The 17,819-nt window shown below is 33.4% G+C and carries 11 protein-coding genes, 2 tRNA genes and 1 pseudogene; all 14 read left to right on the forward strand.

Annotated elements, in window-relative coordinates:
• Positions 1-44 precede the first annotated feature (44 nt).
• Positions 45-1,445 (forward strand): replicative DNA helicase, encoded by a 1,401-nt coding sequence (gene dnaB, locus HMPREF2897_RS08770; protein WP_001831779.1) that lies wholly within the window; start codon positions 45-47, stop codon positions 1,443-1,445.
• 279 nt (positions 1,446-1,724) lie between these two features.
• Positions 1,725-3,008 (forward strand): adenylosuccinate synthase, encoded by a 1,284-nt coding sequence (locus HMPREF2897_RS08775; RefSeq protein WP_002496074.1) that lies wholly within the window; start codon positions 1,725-1,727, stop codon positions 3,006-3,008.
• 418 nt (positions 3,009-3,426) lie between these two features.
• Positions 3,427-3,501: transfer RNA gene (locus HMPREF2897_RS08780), tRNA-Glu, on the forward strand.
• A gap of 5 nt (positions 3,502-3,506) precedes the next feature.
• A tRNA-Asp gene (locus HMPREF2897_RS08785) sits at positions 3,507-3,579 on the forward strand.
• 476 nt (positions 3,580-4,055) lie between these two features.
• Entirely contained in the window at positions 4,056-4,757 is a 702-nt protein-coding gene (gene yycF / locus HMPREF2897_RS08790; RefSeq protein WP_001831816.1) for a response regulator YycF, read from the forward strand.
• Between the two features lie 12 nt (positions 4,758-4,769).
• Positions 4,770-6,602 (forward strand): cell wall metabolism sensor histidine kinase WalK, encoded by a 1,833-nt coding sequence (walK, locus tag HMPREF2897_RS08795; protein WP_002437327.1) that lies wholly within the window; start codon positions 4,770-4,772, stop codon positions 6,600-6,602.
• On the forward strand, positions 6,595-7,932 hold the full coding sequence (locus HMPREF2897_RS08800) for a YycH family regulatory protein (protein WP_002447630.1): 1,338 nt from the start codon (positions 6,595-6,597) through the stop codon (positions 7,930-7,932). The genes walK and HMPREF2897_RS08800 overlap by 8 nt, the downstream gene beginning before the upstream one ends.
• On the forward strand, positions 7,933-8,724 hold the full coding sequence (locus tag HMPREF2897_RS08805) for a two-component system regulatory protein YycI (protein ID WP_002447629.1): 792 nt from the start codon (positions 7,933-7,935) through the stop codon (positions 8,722-8,724).
• Positions 8,725-9,344: 620 nt separating this feature from the next.
• Entirely contained in the window at positions 9,345-10,145 is an 801-nt protein-coding gene (locus HMPREF2897_RS08810; RefSeq protein WP_002447628.1) for an MBL fold metallo-hydrolase, read from the forward strand.
• 1,050 nt (positions 10,146-11,195) lie between these two features.
• On the forward strand, positions 11,196-11,675 hold the full coding sequence (rlmH, locus tag HMPREF2897_RS08815) for a 23S rRNA (pseudouridine(1915)-N(3))-methyltransferase RlmH (RefSeq protein ID WP_070592987.1): 480 nt from the start codon (positions 11,196-11,198) through the stop codon (positions 11,673-11,675).
• 623 nt (positions 11,676-12,298) lie between these two features.
• Positions 12,299-15,460: pseudogene (gene cas9, locus HMPREF2897_RS08825) on the forward strand (type II CRISPR RNA-guided endonuclease Cas9).
• 7 nt (positions 15,461-15,467) lie between these two features.
• Positions 15,468-16,373, forward strand: a complete 906-nt coding sequence (gene cas1 / locus HMPREF2897_RS08830; protein WP_070592994.1) for a type II CRISPR-associated endonuclease Cas1 — start codon at positions 15,468-15,470, stop codon at positions 16,371-16,373.
• An 11-nt stretch (positions 16,374-16,384) separates the two neighbouring features.
• Positions 16,385-16,693, forward strand: coding sequence for a CRISPR-associated endonuclease Cas2 (cas2, locus tag HMPREF2897_RS08835; RefSeq protein ID WP_070592996.1), 309 nt, complete (start codon positions 16,385-16,387; stop codon positions 16,691-16,693).
• 10 nt (positions 16,694-16,703) lie between these two features.
• Entirely contained in the window at positions 16,704-17,693 is a 990-nt protein-coding gene (locus HMPREF2897_RS08840) for a hypothetical protein (RefSeq protein WP_070592998.1), read from the forward strand.
• Positions 17,694-17,819 lie beyond the last annotated feature (126 nt).

The following is a 17,819-nucleotide window of genomic DNA, read 5'->3' on the forward strand; positions in this document are numbered from 1 at the left end:
CGATAAAATAAAAGATGGATTGAAATAAGAGGTGTAAGTAGATAATGGATGGAATGTATGAGCAAAATCAAATGCCACATAGCAATGAAGCTGAACAATCTGTCTTAGGTGCCATTATTATAGATCCAGAACTCATTAATACTACTCAGGAAGTCTTGCTTCCTGAGTCGTTTTATAGAGGCGCCCATCAACATATTTTTCGAGCAATGATGCACCTAAATGAGGATAATAAAGAAATTGATGTTGTCACATTGATGGATCAATTATCAAGTGAAGGTAGCTTAAACGAAGCAGGTGGCCCTCAATATCTCGCCGAACTATCGACGAGTGTACCGACAACGCGAAACGTTCAGTACTATACGGATATCGTTTTTAAACATGCGTTGAAACGGAAACTTATTCAAACTGCTGATAGTATAGCGAATGATGGCTATAATGATGAATTAGAATTAGATACGATTTTAAGTGACGCCGAACGACGTATTTTAGAACTATCTTCTACAAGAGAAAGTGATGGTTTTAAAGATATTAGAGATGTCTTAGGACAGGTATACGAAACCGCAGAAGAACTCGACCAAAATAGTGGTCAAACACCAGGTATTCCAACTGGTTATCGTGACTTAGACCAAATGACTGCTGGTTTTAACCGTAATGATTTAATCATTCTAGCGGCACGCCCTTCAGTAGGTAAGACTGCCTTTGCCTTAAATATTGCGCAAAAGGTTGCCACACATGAAGATATGTATACTGTCGGTATCTTCTCACTTGAGATGGGCGCCGACCAATTGGCAACACGTATGATTTGTAGTTCTGGTAACGTTGATTCCAATCGTTTAAGAACTGGGACGATGACTGAAGAAGATTGGAGTCGCTTTACGATTGCGGTAGGTAAGCTATCACGAACTAAAATCTTCATAGACGATACGCCAGGTATCCGTATCAATGATTTACGTTCTAAATGTCGTCGACTCAAACAAGAGCACGGTCTTGATATGATTGTGATTGATTATCTACAATTGATTCAAGGAAGCGGATCACGTTTCTCAGATAACCGTCAACAAGAAGTTTCAGAGATTTCACGTACACTTAAGGCGATTGCACGTGAATTAGAATGTCCAGTTATTGCACTGAGTCAGTTATCACGTGGCGTTGAACAGCGACAAGACAAACGTCCTATGATGAGTGATATTCGTGAATCTGGGTCTATAGAACAAGATGCCGACATCGTCGCTTTCTTATATCGTGATGATTATTATAATCGTGGTGAAGGTGATGAAGATGATGACGATGCTGGTTTTGAACCACAGACAAATGATGATAACGGTGAAATTGAAATCATCATCGCCAAGCAGCGTAACGGTCCAACAGGTACTGTGAAACTTCACTTTATGAAACAATACAATAAATTTACAGATATTGATTATGCTCATGCAGATATGTCATAAAAAATATTTTTTCCGTACAATAATTGTTATAAATCATTTATTGTACGGTTTTTATTTTGTTTTTCTCTTTTGAAAATGTGGGAAGTATGTGTATGTGTTTTACTTAGACATCCTTTGAACAACTGTCATAGAAACGTTTAGAAGTGATTTTACACAGAAAACTTACTGAAAGATGATGCGTTATCGAACGCTGATTAATGTTCGATTTTTATTTGCAAATTCAAAATCATATTGGTAAAATACCTAGTGGTTAAACGAGAAAAACTTGGAGGTGCTCATATGTCATCAATCGTAGTAGTTGGGACACAATGGGGAGACGAAGGTAAAGGTAAAATAACAGACTTTTTAGCAGAGCAAGCAGACGTAATTGCTAGATTTTCTGGTGGTAACAATGCGGGACATACGATTCAATTTGGTGGAGAAACTTACAAATTACACTTAGTACCATCAGGTATCTTTTATAAAGATAAATTAGCTGTAATCGGTAACGGTGTAGTTGTAGATCCAGTCGCATTATTAAAAGAATTAGATGGGTTAAATGAACGTGGCATTTCAACTGACAACCTACGTATCTCAAATCGCGCACAAGTCATTTTACCTTATCACCTAGCTCAAGACGAATATGAAGAACGTCGTCGTGGCGATAATAAAATCGGTACAACGAAAAAAGGTATCGGCCCAGCATACGTAGATAAAGCACAACGTATCGGTATTCGCATGGCAGACTTATTAGAAAAGGAAACATTCGAACGCCGACTCAAAGAAAATATTGAATATAAAAATGCATACTTTAAAGGCATGTTTAACGAAACTTGTCCAACATTCGATGAAATCTTTGACGAATACTATGCTGCAGGTCAACGTTTAAAAGACTATGTGACAGACACAGCTAAAATTTTAGACGATGCAAATGTGGCTGATGAAAAGGTATTATTCGAAGGTGCACAAGGTGTCATGTTAGATATCGACCATGGTACATACCCATTCGTTACATCTAGTAATCCAGTTGCAGGTAACGTTACAGTAGGTACAGGTGTTGGCCCAACATCAGTGTCTAAAGTGATTGGTGTATGTAAATCATATACATCTCGTGTGGGTGACGGTCCATTCCCAACTGAACTCTTTGATGAAGATGGCCACCATATTAGAGAAGTGGGTCGTGAATATGGTACAACTACTGGACGTCCACGTCGTGTAGGTTGGTTCGACTCAGTTGTATTACGTCATTCACGTCGTGTAAGTGGTATCACAGATCTTTCAATTAACTCCATCGACGTCTTAACAGGATTAGACACAGTTAAAATTTGTACTGCTTACGAATTAGATGGTGAAAAAATTACTGAATACCCAGCCAACTTAGATCAATTAAGACGTTGTAAACCTATCTTTGAAGAGCTTCCAGGTTGGACTGAAGATATTACAGGTTGCCGTAGTTTAGATGAACTCCCTAAGAATGCACGTAATTACTTAGAGCGTATTTCAGAATTATGCGGTGTCCATATTTCAATCTTCTCAGTAGGTCCAGACCGCGAACAAACGAATTTATTAGAGCAACTTTGGTAGAACAAAACGTCAAGAAAGCATGTGAGTTTTGTTTAATTAGAGCATTGAGCGAAATGATTAACATTATTCTTAGTGCTTGCTATATGAATGAAAGTAAAAAAGCTTTCTAACTCATATCTATCAATATTTGCTGTGAATCATCTTTAAACAAGCGGCCACAACATAATGGTCGCTTGTTATTTATTTTGGCGTAGGTCAATGACTTTCAATCTCCTTTTGTCCTATTCCAGTTTTATTTTAAAACAGCAATTTGAAATGAGTTTTGAATGAAATCAATGGTTTTATTCTTCTCCACAGTAAGCATCATAGCATGATTGTGTTGGTTGATTAACGAAACAAAAATATTATTAAATTTATGTAAAAAATATCTTGTCATCAAAAGTAGAGCTATGCTATAATCTATCTTGTGCTTAAGAACGGCTCCTTGGTCAAGCGGTTAAGACACCGCCCTTTCACGGCGGTAACACGGGTTCGAGTCCCGTAGGAGTCACCATTCTAGGTCCCGTAGTGTAGCGGTTAACACGCCTGCCTGTCACGCAGGAGATCGCGGGTTCGATTCCCGTCGGGACCGTATTGCCTACCCAATAGGGTAGGCATTTTTTTATGCTTTTTTACGTACAACAATGTACCCTCACTTTATTAATCTTTCTGATACACACTACCTACTTTATTTAACATGCAATGAAAACTTAATATTCCTATACATGCTTATATTTCTATCATTACAAACACTGTCATTACTGCACTTTTGACATATACGAAAACGATAAAATATGATGATAAACCTAAACAAAAGCGTCAAGCATATTGCAAAAGTCTAACTTATTTTGCGGAACTGTATTTCAATGGTAAAATTATAAATAATATTATTCTATAATTTTAAATACTAAAATAGAATTAACCGTTCATAAATGGTAAATTATATAATAGGTAGCTATATGTTATATAGAGAACAGAATAATAATGAAGCACTTCGAAAATTTGATATAACATTAGCAATGTAAACGAACGGAAGAACTACACTTTGAGAAAAGAGGTTTATAATATATGGCTAGAAAAGTTGTTGTAGTTGACGATGAAAAACCAATTGCTGATATTTTAGAATTTAATTTAAAAAAAGAAGGTTACGACGTATATTGCGCTTATGACGGTAATGACGCAGTAGATTTAATCTATGAAGAAGAACCAGATATCGTCTTACTTGATATCATGTTACCTGGTAGAGATGGTATGGAAGTGTGTCGTGAAGTGCGTAAAAAGTATGAAATGCCAATTATCATGCTGACAGCGAAAGATTCTGAAATTGATAAAGTTTTAGGCCTTGAATTAGGTGCAGATGACTACGTAACTAAACCATTTAGTACTCGTGAACTCATCGCACGTGTGAAAGCGAACTTACGCCGTCATTATTCACAACCAGCTCAAGAAGTAAGTGGTGCGACAAATGAAATTACAATTAAAGATATTGTGATTTATCCAGATGCATATTCAATTAAAAAACGTGGAGAAGACATTGAATTAACGCATCGTGAATTCGAGCTGTTCCATTATCTTTCTAAACATATGGGTCAAGTCATGACACGTGAACACTTACTACAAACAGTGTGGGGTTACGATTATTTCGGTGATGTTCGTACTGTGGACGTAACAATTCGCCGTTTAAGAGAAAAAATTGAAGATGATCCATCTCATCCAGAATACATTGTGACACGTAGAGGCGTTGGATACTTCCTCCAACAACATGATTAGAGGGAGCGTCTTATGAAGTGGCTTAAACAACTACAATCCCTTCACACGAAACTCGTTATTGTTTATGTACTACTCATTATTATTGGTATGCAAATCATCGGTTTGTATTTTACGAATAGTTTAGAAAAGGAATTACTTGATAACTTCAAGAAGAACATAACACAATATGCGAAGCAATTAGACGTCAATATTGAAAAGGTTTATAAAGATAAAGATAAAGGTTCAGTCAACGCTCAAAAGGATATCCAAGACCTTTTGAATGAATATGCGAATCGCCAAGAAATAGGAGAAATACGCTTTATTGATAAAGACCAAATTATCATGGCAACAACCAAGCAGTCTAACCGTGGTCTTATCAATCAAAAGGTTAACGACGGTTCAGTTCAAAAGGCGCTCTCCTTAGGGCAAACGAATGATCATATGGTTCTTAAGGATTACGGAAGTGGTAAAGAGCGTGTTTGGGTATATAATATACCGGTTAAAGTTGATAAACAGACAATCGGTGATATATACATAGAATCGAAAATTAATGATGTATACAATCAGCTGAACAACATTAATCAGATATTCATCGTAGGGACAGCGATATCACTATTCATTACAGTAATACTAGGATTCTTCATTGCACGAACGATTACTAAGCCGATAACCGATATGCGTAACCAAACCGTTGAGATGTCTAAAGGTAACTACACGCAACGAGTGAAGATATACGGTAACGATGAAATCGGTGAGCTCGCACTTGCCTTCAATAACTTATCGAAACGTGTCCAAGAAGCACAAGCGAATACAGAAAGTGAGAAACGTCGCCTAGATTCTGTTATCACACATATGAGCGATGGTATTCTTGCGACAGATCGCCGTGGACGTGTACGTATTGCAAACGACATGGCGCTGAAAATGCTCGGTCTCGCTAAAGAAGATGTCATCGGCTACTACATGCTTGGTGTCCTTAACTTAGAAAATGAATTCTCATTAGAAGAAATTCAAGAAAATAGTGATTCCTTCTTGTTAGATATTAACGAAGAAGAAGGCATTATTGCACGTGTAAACTTTAGTACGATTGTACAAGAAACAGGTTTCGTGACAGGTTACATTGCCGTACTACATGATGTCACAGAACAACAACAAGTCGAACGTGAACGTCGCGAATTCGTTGCGAATGTTTCACATGAATTACGTACACCACTGACATCGATGAATAGCTATATCGAAGCACTTGAAGAAGGTGCTTGGCAAGATAAAGAACTGGCACCATCATTCCTATCTGTCACACGCGAAGAGACTGAACGTATGATTCGTTTAGTGAATGATTTACTTCAATTATCTAAAATGGATAATGAATCAGATCAAATTACGAAAGAAATTATCGACTTCAATATGTTTATCAACAAAATTATTAACCGTCATGAAATGGCAGCGAAAGATACGACATTCGTACGCGAAATTCCGCAGCAAACCATCTTTGCTGAAATCGATCCAGACAAGATGACACAAGTATTTGATAATGTCATTACCAATGCAATGAAATATTCACGTGGCGAGAAACGTGTTGAGTTTCATGTGAAACAAAATGCACTTTACAATCGAATGACGATTCGTATTAAAGATAATGGTATTGGAATACCGATTAACAAGGTAGATAAAATATTTGATAGATTCTATCGTGTAGATAAAGCACGTACACGTAAGATGGGTGGTACAGGACTAGGTCTAGCTATTTCCAAAGAGATTGTCGAAGCACATAACGGTCGAATTTGGGCTAACAGTGTAGAAGGACAAGGTACGTCAATCTTTATTACACTTCCTTGCGAAATCATTGAAGACGGTGATTGGGATGAATAACAAAGAACATACTAAATCAATTATTTTAGTCCTACTCGTCTTGATGAGTATCGTTTTGACATACATGGTCTGGAACTTTTCTCCAGACCTTTCAAATATTGATAACACGGATAATAGTAAAAGTGATAAGCCTAAACCACTTACTAAACCAATGACTGCAGAAATGGAAGGAACGATTACACCATTTCAAATCGTGCATTCTAGAGATGAAAAATCTCAAGGAACAGTGGCATCAGGTGCAGTCTTAGACAAGATGATTCAACCTTTAAAGAATCAAGAAGTTAAATCTGTATCACATCTGAAAAGGGAACATAACCTTGTTATACCTGAACTAAGCAACGACTTTATCGTCCTAGATTTCACTTATGATTTGCCACTTTCAACATATTTAAGTCAAGTACTCGATATCGATGCGAAAGTGCCGAATAACTTTAATTTTGATCGCCTCCTTATCGATCAAGATCATAATAACCACGTCGTACTATATGCGATTAGCAAAGACCGTCATGAAGTAGTTAAACTTAAGACAACGATGAAAGGGAATAATGTTGACAAAGCTTTTAAAAGTATCGAACCTGATATGCAGCCCTATACGGAAATCATCACGAATAAAGATACAATCGACAAAGCAACACACGTGTTTGCACCAAGCAAACCGAAAGACTTAAAGACATATCGCATGGTCTTCAATACGATTAGTGTTGAACGCATGAACTCAATACTATTTGATGATTCAACGATTGTTCGTAGCTCTCAAAGTGGTACGACAACATACAACAACAATACTGGTGTCGCCAACTACAATGATAAAGATGAAATGTATCATTATAAGAATTTATCTGAAGACGCAAAAAGTTCAAGCAACATGCAAGAAACCATCCCAGGCACATACGAGTTTATAAATAGTCATGGTGGCTTCTTAAATGAAGATTATCGCCTATTTAAGACAGATAATAGAACGGGGAAACTCACATATCAACGATTCCTCAACGGTCACCCAACGTTTAATAAACATAACTTCAATGAAATCCAAGTCACATGGGGGGATAAAGGCGTTTACGATTATCAACGTTCGCTACTTAAGACGGACGTCACACTGAACAGTGAAGAATCTAAATCCGTCCCTACCGTTGAGTCCGTGCGTTCTGCATTAGCCAACCATCCTGATATTGATTTTGAAAAGGTAACGAACATTGCTATTGGTTATGATATGGACGACAAGGCAAATAACGAAGATATTGAAGTTCAACGTAACTGTGAATTAATACCACGTTGGTTTGTAGAATACGATGGCAATTGGTATGCCTATAAAGATGGGAGGCTTGAATAAATGAACTGGAAACTCACGAAAACACTTTTCATTTTCGTTTTTATTCTTGTGAACATCTTTTTAGTCATCGTTTATATTGATAAAGTGAATAAATCACAAGTTAATGACTCGGAAAAGGTAAACGAGGTCAATTTTCAACAAGAAGAAATTGACGTGCCCAAGGATGTCTTGAATCAAAATGTTAAAGATACTGAACTTGAACAAATTACTGCCCGTTCAAAGAATTTCTCAAGTTATGCGAAAGATCATTCAAGCATGCAAACGTCTGATTCCGATAAAACACTTGAAGGAGATATTGATAAAGGCGTTCAAGTGAGTGATAAGAACTTACAAGATATCAAAGAGTACATTGCAAAGAAAATCTTTAACGGTAAAGAGTATCAATTAAGTGATTTAACTAAAGATAAAGTCACTTACGAACAAACGTATAAAGATTATCCAATTATGAATAATAGTAAAGCGCGCCTAACGTTTAATTTGAGTGATGGCAAGGCGACAAGCTATAAACAGACAGCGATGGATGATATACAAGTAGCTAAAGGTTCAAATAGCACGAAGAAACAAGTCATCACGCCACGTAAAGCTATTGAAGCCCTTTATTACAATAGATATCTAAAACAAAATGATCAAGTGCTAGACGCACGTCTAGGCTATTATTCAGTTGTAAAGGAAACAAATGTTCAATTACTCCAACCTAACTGGGAAATTAAAGTAAAACATAAAGGCAAGGATGAAGTTCAAACCTATTATGTAGAAGCTACAAATCATAATCCGAAAGTGATTGATTATTAGAGGTTATTGATGCGTGGCGTGACGTTTGAATGAAACCGCCAAGCGATAGCATAGAAGGTACGTTAATTTATACTGTCTAGAGCAAACTTTGGCGTACTTGTGTTGGAAGTCATTTATCGAACCAACGACATATGATAAGTTACGGATTGATTATGAAGCTATATATGATGATATAAACTAAGCCTGAGTCACGATAAGTGATTTCAGGCTTTTTTACGTATTAAAAGTGCTTGAGTAATTAAATAGGATGGATATCAAAAATGATGTTGGTTGATATGTTAGGTCATTTAAGAGGATGCAATGCCAGGCTCAATATCGAGGTTGTTATGAAGCGATGTACCGTTTTAAGAGGTGAATGACTGTCTTCGATAAACGGACTATTGGAACTCAACTTTTAAAATTGATATAGTATAATATAAAGGAAATTTAGAGGACGTGACGTTTCGATATTTGAATAATTGTATTAAAGAATATCGAAACTTTAAAATATCTACGCAATTTAGGATAAAAAATCAACATTGAGTGAAACCCAACTTAGTCGAAGTAACTCAATAAAGCGTAAGACACTCGAGTTCCCCCGCAGCCCTATAAACAAATAACTATGGTACATATGAGAAAGGATGAGTCGCTTGATACGTATGAGTGTATTAGCAAGTGGTAGTACAGGTAACGCCACTTACGTAGAAAGTGAGAAAGGTAGTCTACTCGTCGATGTAGGTTTAACTGGCAAGAAGATGGAAGAACTTTTCAGCCAAATCGACAGAAACATTAAGGATTTAAACGGAATATTAGTGACACATGAACACATCGACCATATTAAAGGTCTTGGTGTCTTAGCACGTAAATATAAACTTCCAATTTACGCGAATGAGAATACATGGAAAGCAATAGAGAAGAAAGATAGTCGCATTCCAATGGATCAGAAATTTATCTTTAATCCATATGAAACGAAATCTCTTGCAGGATTCGATATAGAATCATTTAACGTGTCACATGACGCGATTGATCCACAATTCTACATCTTTCACAATAACTATAAGAAATTCACGATGATTACTGACACTGGTTACGTTTCAGATCGTATGAAAGGTATGATTCAAGGTAGTGATGTCTTTATGTTTGAAAGTAATCACGATGTCGATATGTTACGCATGTGTCGCTATCCATGGAAGACGAAGCAACGTATTTTAAGTGATATGGGTCACGTATCCAATGAAGACGCAGGCCTTGCGATGAGTGATGTCATTACAGGTAATACGAAACGTATATACCTCTCTCATTTATCACAAGACAATAATATGAAAGACCTCGCACGCATGAGTGTTGGACAAGTGCTCAACGAACACGATATTGATACAGAGAAAGAAGTATTGCTTTGCGATACCGATAAAGCACAAGCAACACCGATTTATACACTATAATTGAACAGAGGTAAGACAAACGACCTACTTAAGTATTGCGCTTAAGTAGGTTATTTTTTTGGAAAAGTGGTCAGTAGTGTAGGGAATGATTACGTATTTGTTTAAACGGGCTTGCTCATAGACGATTGATTAAGGAATTTTTTTAATGAAATGAAAATGTATCACAGTCGAGGGCAATCGATGTCTTTCACGCTTTGTGATTTATATTACACTTCCTAATATTTCCTAGTTGATAAAAAAGTAATGATGTAAAAATATGAATAAATAAAATATTAAGACTCTCATAAAAACTTAAATATAAAGTTAAAATTTAAAAACATTTAGAAATTGTAACAAAATAAAAATTGACATTTAAATAATTTTTAAATATATTGTATTTATAGTTAGTAGACATACTATTTAATATAAAAGTGAGTTTCTATGTTCAACACATGTATGATTCAACGCAATAAATAATCTACCGATGCTTTCACCGTTATTTTGTAACACAAAGCAATGACATATGAGACTTTATCAAGTCAATATCATCATAGTTAATATGAATTCATTTAATTGATTATATGCTTAATTGAGGTGAAAGTGGAGCACTCACATATTTGATTGAATGTCGTAGTGATGATTGATGAGGCTCAGGTAGGGGTGATACATATACTGTTAAATGATAGCTCACTTACATAAAGATAATGATGATATTAATTTAGGGTTAAAAAGATGCGTGTGGAAACTAGAATATCAATGATGATATATGTAGTAAGTGAGTCTAAAAGGTCTGAAATATAGGGAATAATTGTAAAAATAACGTTAAGACGACCGTAAAGTTATCCACTGATTAGGCAATAGTTATCCAGAAATGTGTACAATACACACATAAATACCCACATTATTCACAGACTTATCCACAAATTCACAATAGATTTCTTTAAATATGTGTATAATTCTTAAAAAACACTAAGAAAATGTTAATTCAATTGTTATACTAAGAGGGAATTGTGTGCATAAGTGCATAACTTGTGGATAAATCGAATAAATCATGTACTTTTGGAGGATAAAATGAAGATTACTATCTTATCAGTTGGAAAACTAAAAGAAAAATATTGGAAGCAAGCCATTGCAGAATATGAAAAAAGATTAGGACCTTACACGAAAATCGAATTAATAGAAGTACTAGATGAAAAAGCACCTGAAAATATGAGCGACAAAGAAATAGAACAAGTCAAAGAAAAAGAAGGCCAACGTCTACTCAATAAAATTAAACCCCAATCCACAGTAATTACGTTGGAAATCAAAGGAAAAATGTTGTCTTCAGAAGGACTCGCTAAAGAACTACAAACACGCATGACACAAGGTCAAAGCGACTTTACATTTGTCATAGGTGGCTCCAATGGTTTACACCAAGACGTCTTACAACGTAGCAATTACGCTCTATCATTCAGCAATATGACCTTCCCACACCAAATGATGCGCGTCATATTGATCGAACAAATTTATCGCGCATTTAAGATCATGAGAGGCGAAGCTTATCATAAGTGATGAGGTTTTTTTACACTATTCAACTGAGTTTGTTAATTATAGATATACTTGGTGACACAACGATAATTAGAAAATATAGAACAATTTCTGATTTAACGTAACAAGATTTATCTGAGTTATATGGAGTGAATTTTGAAATATTAGTTAATGGTCAAGGTGATTTAGAATATATTTGTGATAAAGATTATACACTCAAACCTATGAATTTACTTCTAAAAAATGTTGGTTAATTATTGCATTCTTATTAATTATTGCAGGAACGCCTTCACAATTTTTTAGGTAAAATATAAGTCCTCTTAACTACTTATGAGGTGTTAGAAAATAGTTAAAACAGCATTTTTTTATTAATTATTAGAAGTATTACATTGTTATAGTTAAATTAAGGGCAACTTTGTAAATAATAAATTTTTATATTGAATTTAAACCAAGAAAAATAAAGTTTTGTTTGACTAAAGTTGAAAGATATATTATTGTATAAGTACAATACTAATATGTATTGTACTTATACCTAAAATTACAGAATCTACTAAAACAAGGCAAAATGCCGTGTTTATCTCGTCAACTTGTTGGCGAGATTTTTTTTATATCAACAATAAAAATTTCATGTATCTGGGAGTGGTCTTATGAAAAAGAATTATATCTTAGGATTAGATATCGGAATTACATCAGTGGGTTATGGAGTTATTGATTATAAAACTAGAGATGTTATAGATGCTGGTGTACGTTTATTTAAAGAGGCTAATGTTGAAAATAATGAAGGACGACGATCAAAAAGAAGTACTAGAAGGCTTAAGAGACGTCGTAGACATAGATTACAAAGGGTAAAGAAACTTTTATTTGATTATAATTTGCTGACGGATCATAGCGAGCTAACTGGGATCAATCCTTATGAGGCACGTGTAAAGGGGTTAAGTCAAAAATTAAGTGAAGAAGAATTTTCTGCGGCATTGCTCCATTTAGCAAAACGTAGAGGTGTACATAATGTTAATGAAGTGGAAGAAGATACAGGTAATGAATTATCCACTAAAGAACAAATTTCAAGAAATAGTAAAGCATTAGAAAAGAAGTATGTTGCAGAATTACAGTTGGAACGTTTGAAAACAGACGGTGAAGTGTGAGGATCGATTAACCGTTTCAAAACATCTGACTATGTAAAAGAAGCAAAGCAGTTATTAAAAGTACAAAAAGCATATCATCAACTTGATCAATCATTTATAGACACTTATATTGATTTATTGGAAACAAGAAGAACATATTATGAGGGACCAGGTGAAGATAGCCCATTTGGCTGGAAAGATATTAAAGAATGGTATGAAATGTTAATGGGACATTGTACGTATTTTCCAGAAGAATTACGCAGTGTGAAATATGCTTATAATGCTGATTTATATAATGCACTGAATGATTTAAACAACTTGGTTATTGCACGAGATGAGAATGAGAAGCTAGAGTATTATGAAAAATTCCAAATTATTGAGAATCTCTTTAAACAAAAGAAAAAGCCGACGCTTAAACAAATCGCGAAGGAAATTTTGGTGAATGAAGAAGATATTAAAGGCTATCGTGTCACAAGTACAGGTAAACCGGAATTTACAAACTTCAAAGTTTATCACGATATAAAAGATATTACAGCAAGAAAAGAAATTATCGAGAATGCAGAGCTACTCAATCAAATCGCTGAAATATTAACCTTTTATCAGTCATCGGAAGATATACAAGAAGAATTAGCTAAATTAAATTTAGAATTGACACAAGAAGAGATTGAACAAATTTCAAAATTGAAAGGTTATACAGGAACTCATAACCTTTCTCTAAAGGCAATAAATTTAATATTAGACGAATTGTGGCATACGAACGATAATCAAATGGCTATTTTCAATCGTTTGAAACTTGTACCTAAAAAGGTAGATTTAAGCCAACAAAAAGAAATTCCTACTACTTTAGTTGATGATTTTATATTGTCTCCAGTTGTGAAACGTTCATTTATACAGTCTATTAAAGTAATTAACGCTATTATTAAAAAATACGGATTGCCAAATGATATTATTATTGAACTTGCGAGAGAAAAGAATTCTAAAGATGCACAAAAAATCATTAATGAAATGCAGAAGAGAAATCGTCAAACGAATGAACGTATTGAAGAAATTATAAGAACAACAGGTAAAGAAAATGCTAAATATTTAATTGAAAAAATTAAGCTGCACGATATGCAAGAAGGGAAATGTTTATATTCTTTAGAAGCAATCCCTCTAGAAGATTTACTTAATAATCCATTCAATTATGAAGTAGACCATATTATTCCACGTTCTGTTTCTTTCGATAACTCTTTCAATAATAAAGTATTGGTAAAACAAGAGGAAAATAGTAAAAAAGGTAATAGAACACCATTTCAATATTTAAGTTCTTCAGATTCTAAAATAAGTTATGAAACATTCAAAAAGCATATTTTAAATCTTGCTAAAGGCAAAGGTAGAATTTCTAAGAAGAAAAAAGAATATTTGTTAGAAGAACGAGATATCAATCGATTTAGTGTCCAAAAAGATTTTATTAACCGTAACTTAGTAGATACACGTTATGCGACAAGAGAGTTAATGAACCTATTGAGATCGTATTTTAGAGTGAATGACTTAGATGTCAAAGTGAAATCAATTAATGGGGGATTTACAAGTTTCTTAAGAAGGAAATGGGAATTCAAAAAAGAAAGAAATAAGGGTTATAAACATCATGCTGAAGATGCACTGATTATTGCGAATGCTGATTTTATTTTTAAAGAATGGAAAAAACTAGATAAAGCTAAAAAAGTGATGGAAAATCAAACGGTTGAAGACAACCAAGCTGAAAGTATGCCTAAAATTGAGACTGAACAAGAGTATAAAGAAATTTTTATAACGCCTCACCAAATCCAACATATTAAGGATTTTAAAGATTATAAGTATTCACATAGAGTTGATAAAAAGCCGAATAGAGAGTTAATAAATGATACATTATATTCTACGAGAAAAGATGACAAGGGCAATACATTAATCGTTAATAACTTAAATGGTTTATACGATAAAGATAATGATAAATTGAAAAAGTTAATTAATAAATCACCTGAAAAATTATTGATGTATCATCATGATCCACAAACGTATCAAAAGTTAAAATTGATCATGGAACAATATGGCGATGAGAAAAATCCGCTTTATAAATATTATGAAGAAACAGGCAATTACTTAACGAAATATAGTAAAAAAGATAACGGACCAGTCATCAAAAAAATTAAATATTATGGTAACAAGCTAAATGCGCATTTAGATATTACGGATGATTATCCAAATAGCAGAAATAAAGTAGTAAAACTTTCATTAAAACCGTATCGCTTTGATGTTTATTTAGATAATGGCGTATATAAATTTGTGACAGTTAAAAATTTAGATGTTATCAAAAAAGAAAACTACTATGAGGTTAATTCAAAGTGTTATGAAAAAGCAAAAAAACTGAAGAAAATTAGTAATCAAGCAGAATTTATCGCAAGTTTTTACAATAATGACTTGATTAAGATTAACGGAGAATTATATAGAATCATAGGTGTAAATAATGATCTACTTAACAGAATTGAAGTAAATATGATAGACATCACATATAGAGAATATTTAGAGAACATGAATGATAAAAGACCACCTAGAATAATTAAAACAATAGCAAGAAAAACACAATCTATTAAAAAGTATTCTACAGATATTTTAGGCAATCTTTATGAAGTGAAAAGTAAACAAAATCCTCAAATGATAATGAAAGGATGATTAAATTTTGGCATGGAGAATTGTGTATCTTTCAGAAGTCGATAAGCTTGCATTAAATTTAAATAATTTAAAAGTCGCAAAAGGGGATTTGGAGGTTAAAATTCCGCTTAGCGATATTTTCGCAATAGTGATTGAAGATTTAACAACTACTATAACTTCTAGGCTTATGATAGAGCTATCTAAATATAATATTTTAGTTATTTTTTGTAATCAACACCATTTGCCAGAATGTATGATTCAACCAATTAATGGTCACTTTAATCAATATGGCCAAATGAAGGAACAACTACAATGGTCGGAAGAAAGAAAAGCTGAATTATGGAAACATATTTTGGTTCAAAAATTACAAAATCAAATTCAGTGTATGAAACATTATGGAGTTGATGAAGAAAGAATAATTAAGATGAAAAAATTACAATCAATGGTTACACCTAAAGATGAAATGAATATAGAGGGCCAAGCGGCTAAGTATTATTTTAATACATTTTTTAAGGATTTTAGACGTGATGATGATTTTTTAGTTGAAAATATGGTTCTGAATTTTGGTTACACTATTTTAAATTCAGCAATCGCTAGAACCATTGTGGCTAAAGGGTTGATTCCAGCCTTAGGAATACATCATATCGGCGCAAGAAATCACTTTAATTTAGCATCAGATATTATTGAAGTATTTAGACCATTAGTAGACTTATACCTTTTGAAACAACCTCCGAAAGTGGAATATATGACTAGAGAGTATAGATTAGAGCTGATTAACTTGATGCATGCTAGAGTACAAATTGACGGAAAGCAACATACAGTTATTAGAGCGATTGAAATTATGGTTCAATCAATTATTGAGTATTTCAGAACAGGGAGATATGAAACACTCAAATTTCCAAATATTAAGCAATATTCATTTTATAAATCATGAGTTATAAATTTATGAGAGTTATGATTATGTTTGATCTCCCAACTGACTCAAAAGAAGAACGACGATTATATAGTAAGTTTAGAAAGGGACTCATTTCGGAAGGTTTTTTGATGATGCAGTATTCTATTTATATTAAAAGTTGTATCAATAAAGATGCGGCGAATAGTAGTGTAAATTATGTGAAACGTATTTTACCACCAAATGGTCACGTTAGAGCTTTAATTATTACCGAAAAGCAATATGAAAAAATGAAAATATTGTTAGGAAATGAAGATAAAAATATCGAAATATTAGGAGATAATCGTACAATTTTATTTTAGGAGAGAACCTATGTATGAAGCAATTTTAGAAATCAATATTGATGCAATACCCATAGTTATTCTAAATACTAGTGTATATACATCTATTTATAATGAAGATTTAACTCATGAAGAATACATTTTAGATACGCTTAAGAATTATTTTCAACCTAGAAATTCAAATAAGGATACTGTTACAATTACAAACCTTACAGATTTTGAAAGAGTATCACATAATCAGTTTAGAGGATTTCTCTTAGACCATTCTACAATTGAAAATGAACACCAATTATCAGCAACGAGTATGATGACTAAGAAAATTATGAGAGAAATGCAAAATGATTTAGAAATAGATGGTTATATTAATTCAATCAATGTACTGTTAGATGACTTACGAGATAATTTAAAGGGCACACTGCCACTTTCTATTAAGTCTTTCGATTTAAAACAATTCATAAAGCTACTCTCATTTGAATATGATTATTCGGAAGATTATGCCAGACTAATTACTCGTTTAGAACAAGTCGTCCCATTAGTAGTGGACGAAATGGATTATCAAGCAAAAGAAAAATCATTTGTAATCTATTTATATCCAGAAGCTGGTCTTAGCATTAAAGAACAAATAAGATTTAGGAAAATACTAAATAACTTACCTGTTCCGGTCATTGTTTTAACCGAATCACCCCGTTTTTTATCTGAAAGTATTAAGGGACTAAATTATTTTATTAATAATATTCAAATGATTACAGAATCTTTTTTTGAAGATAGCTATTGGAATGCGCCAATTAATGTGGAAAAAGAACGGATTAAAGAGAGGTTTGAGTATTTATTTGTAAAATATTGTTCAGTTTTAGAAATAAAACCGATTATCTCTAACTACTTGCTTGCGGATATTATTGTTTTTAATGATATTGATCTTTATATCATTGTTTCATTTTTAAAACATTGTAATTTAGAATATCAATTAGATATCGATAAAACAAAAATTTCATTAGCGTTATCAACTTATCTATTTTCTTAATTATAATTCAAGGTTATAATTGTGCTAGAGGTTTTAGTACTCTGTAATTTTAGGTATAAGGTATATAAGACAACGACAATTATTCACAACTCAATAGTTTTAGTACTCTGTAATTTTAGGTATAAG

This window comes from Staphylococcus sp. HMSC065D05, assembly GCF_001813195.1.
Lineage (GTDB): Bacteria > Bacillota > Bacilli > Staphylococcales > Staphylococcaceae > Staphylococcus > Staphylococcus epidermidis.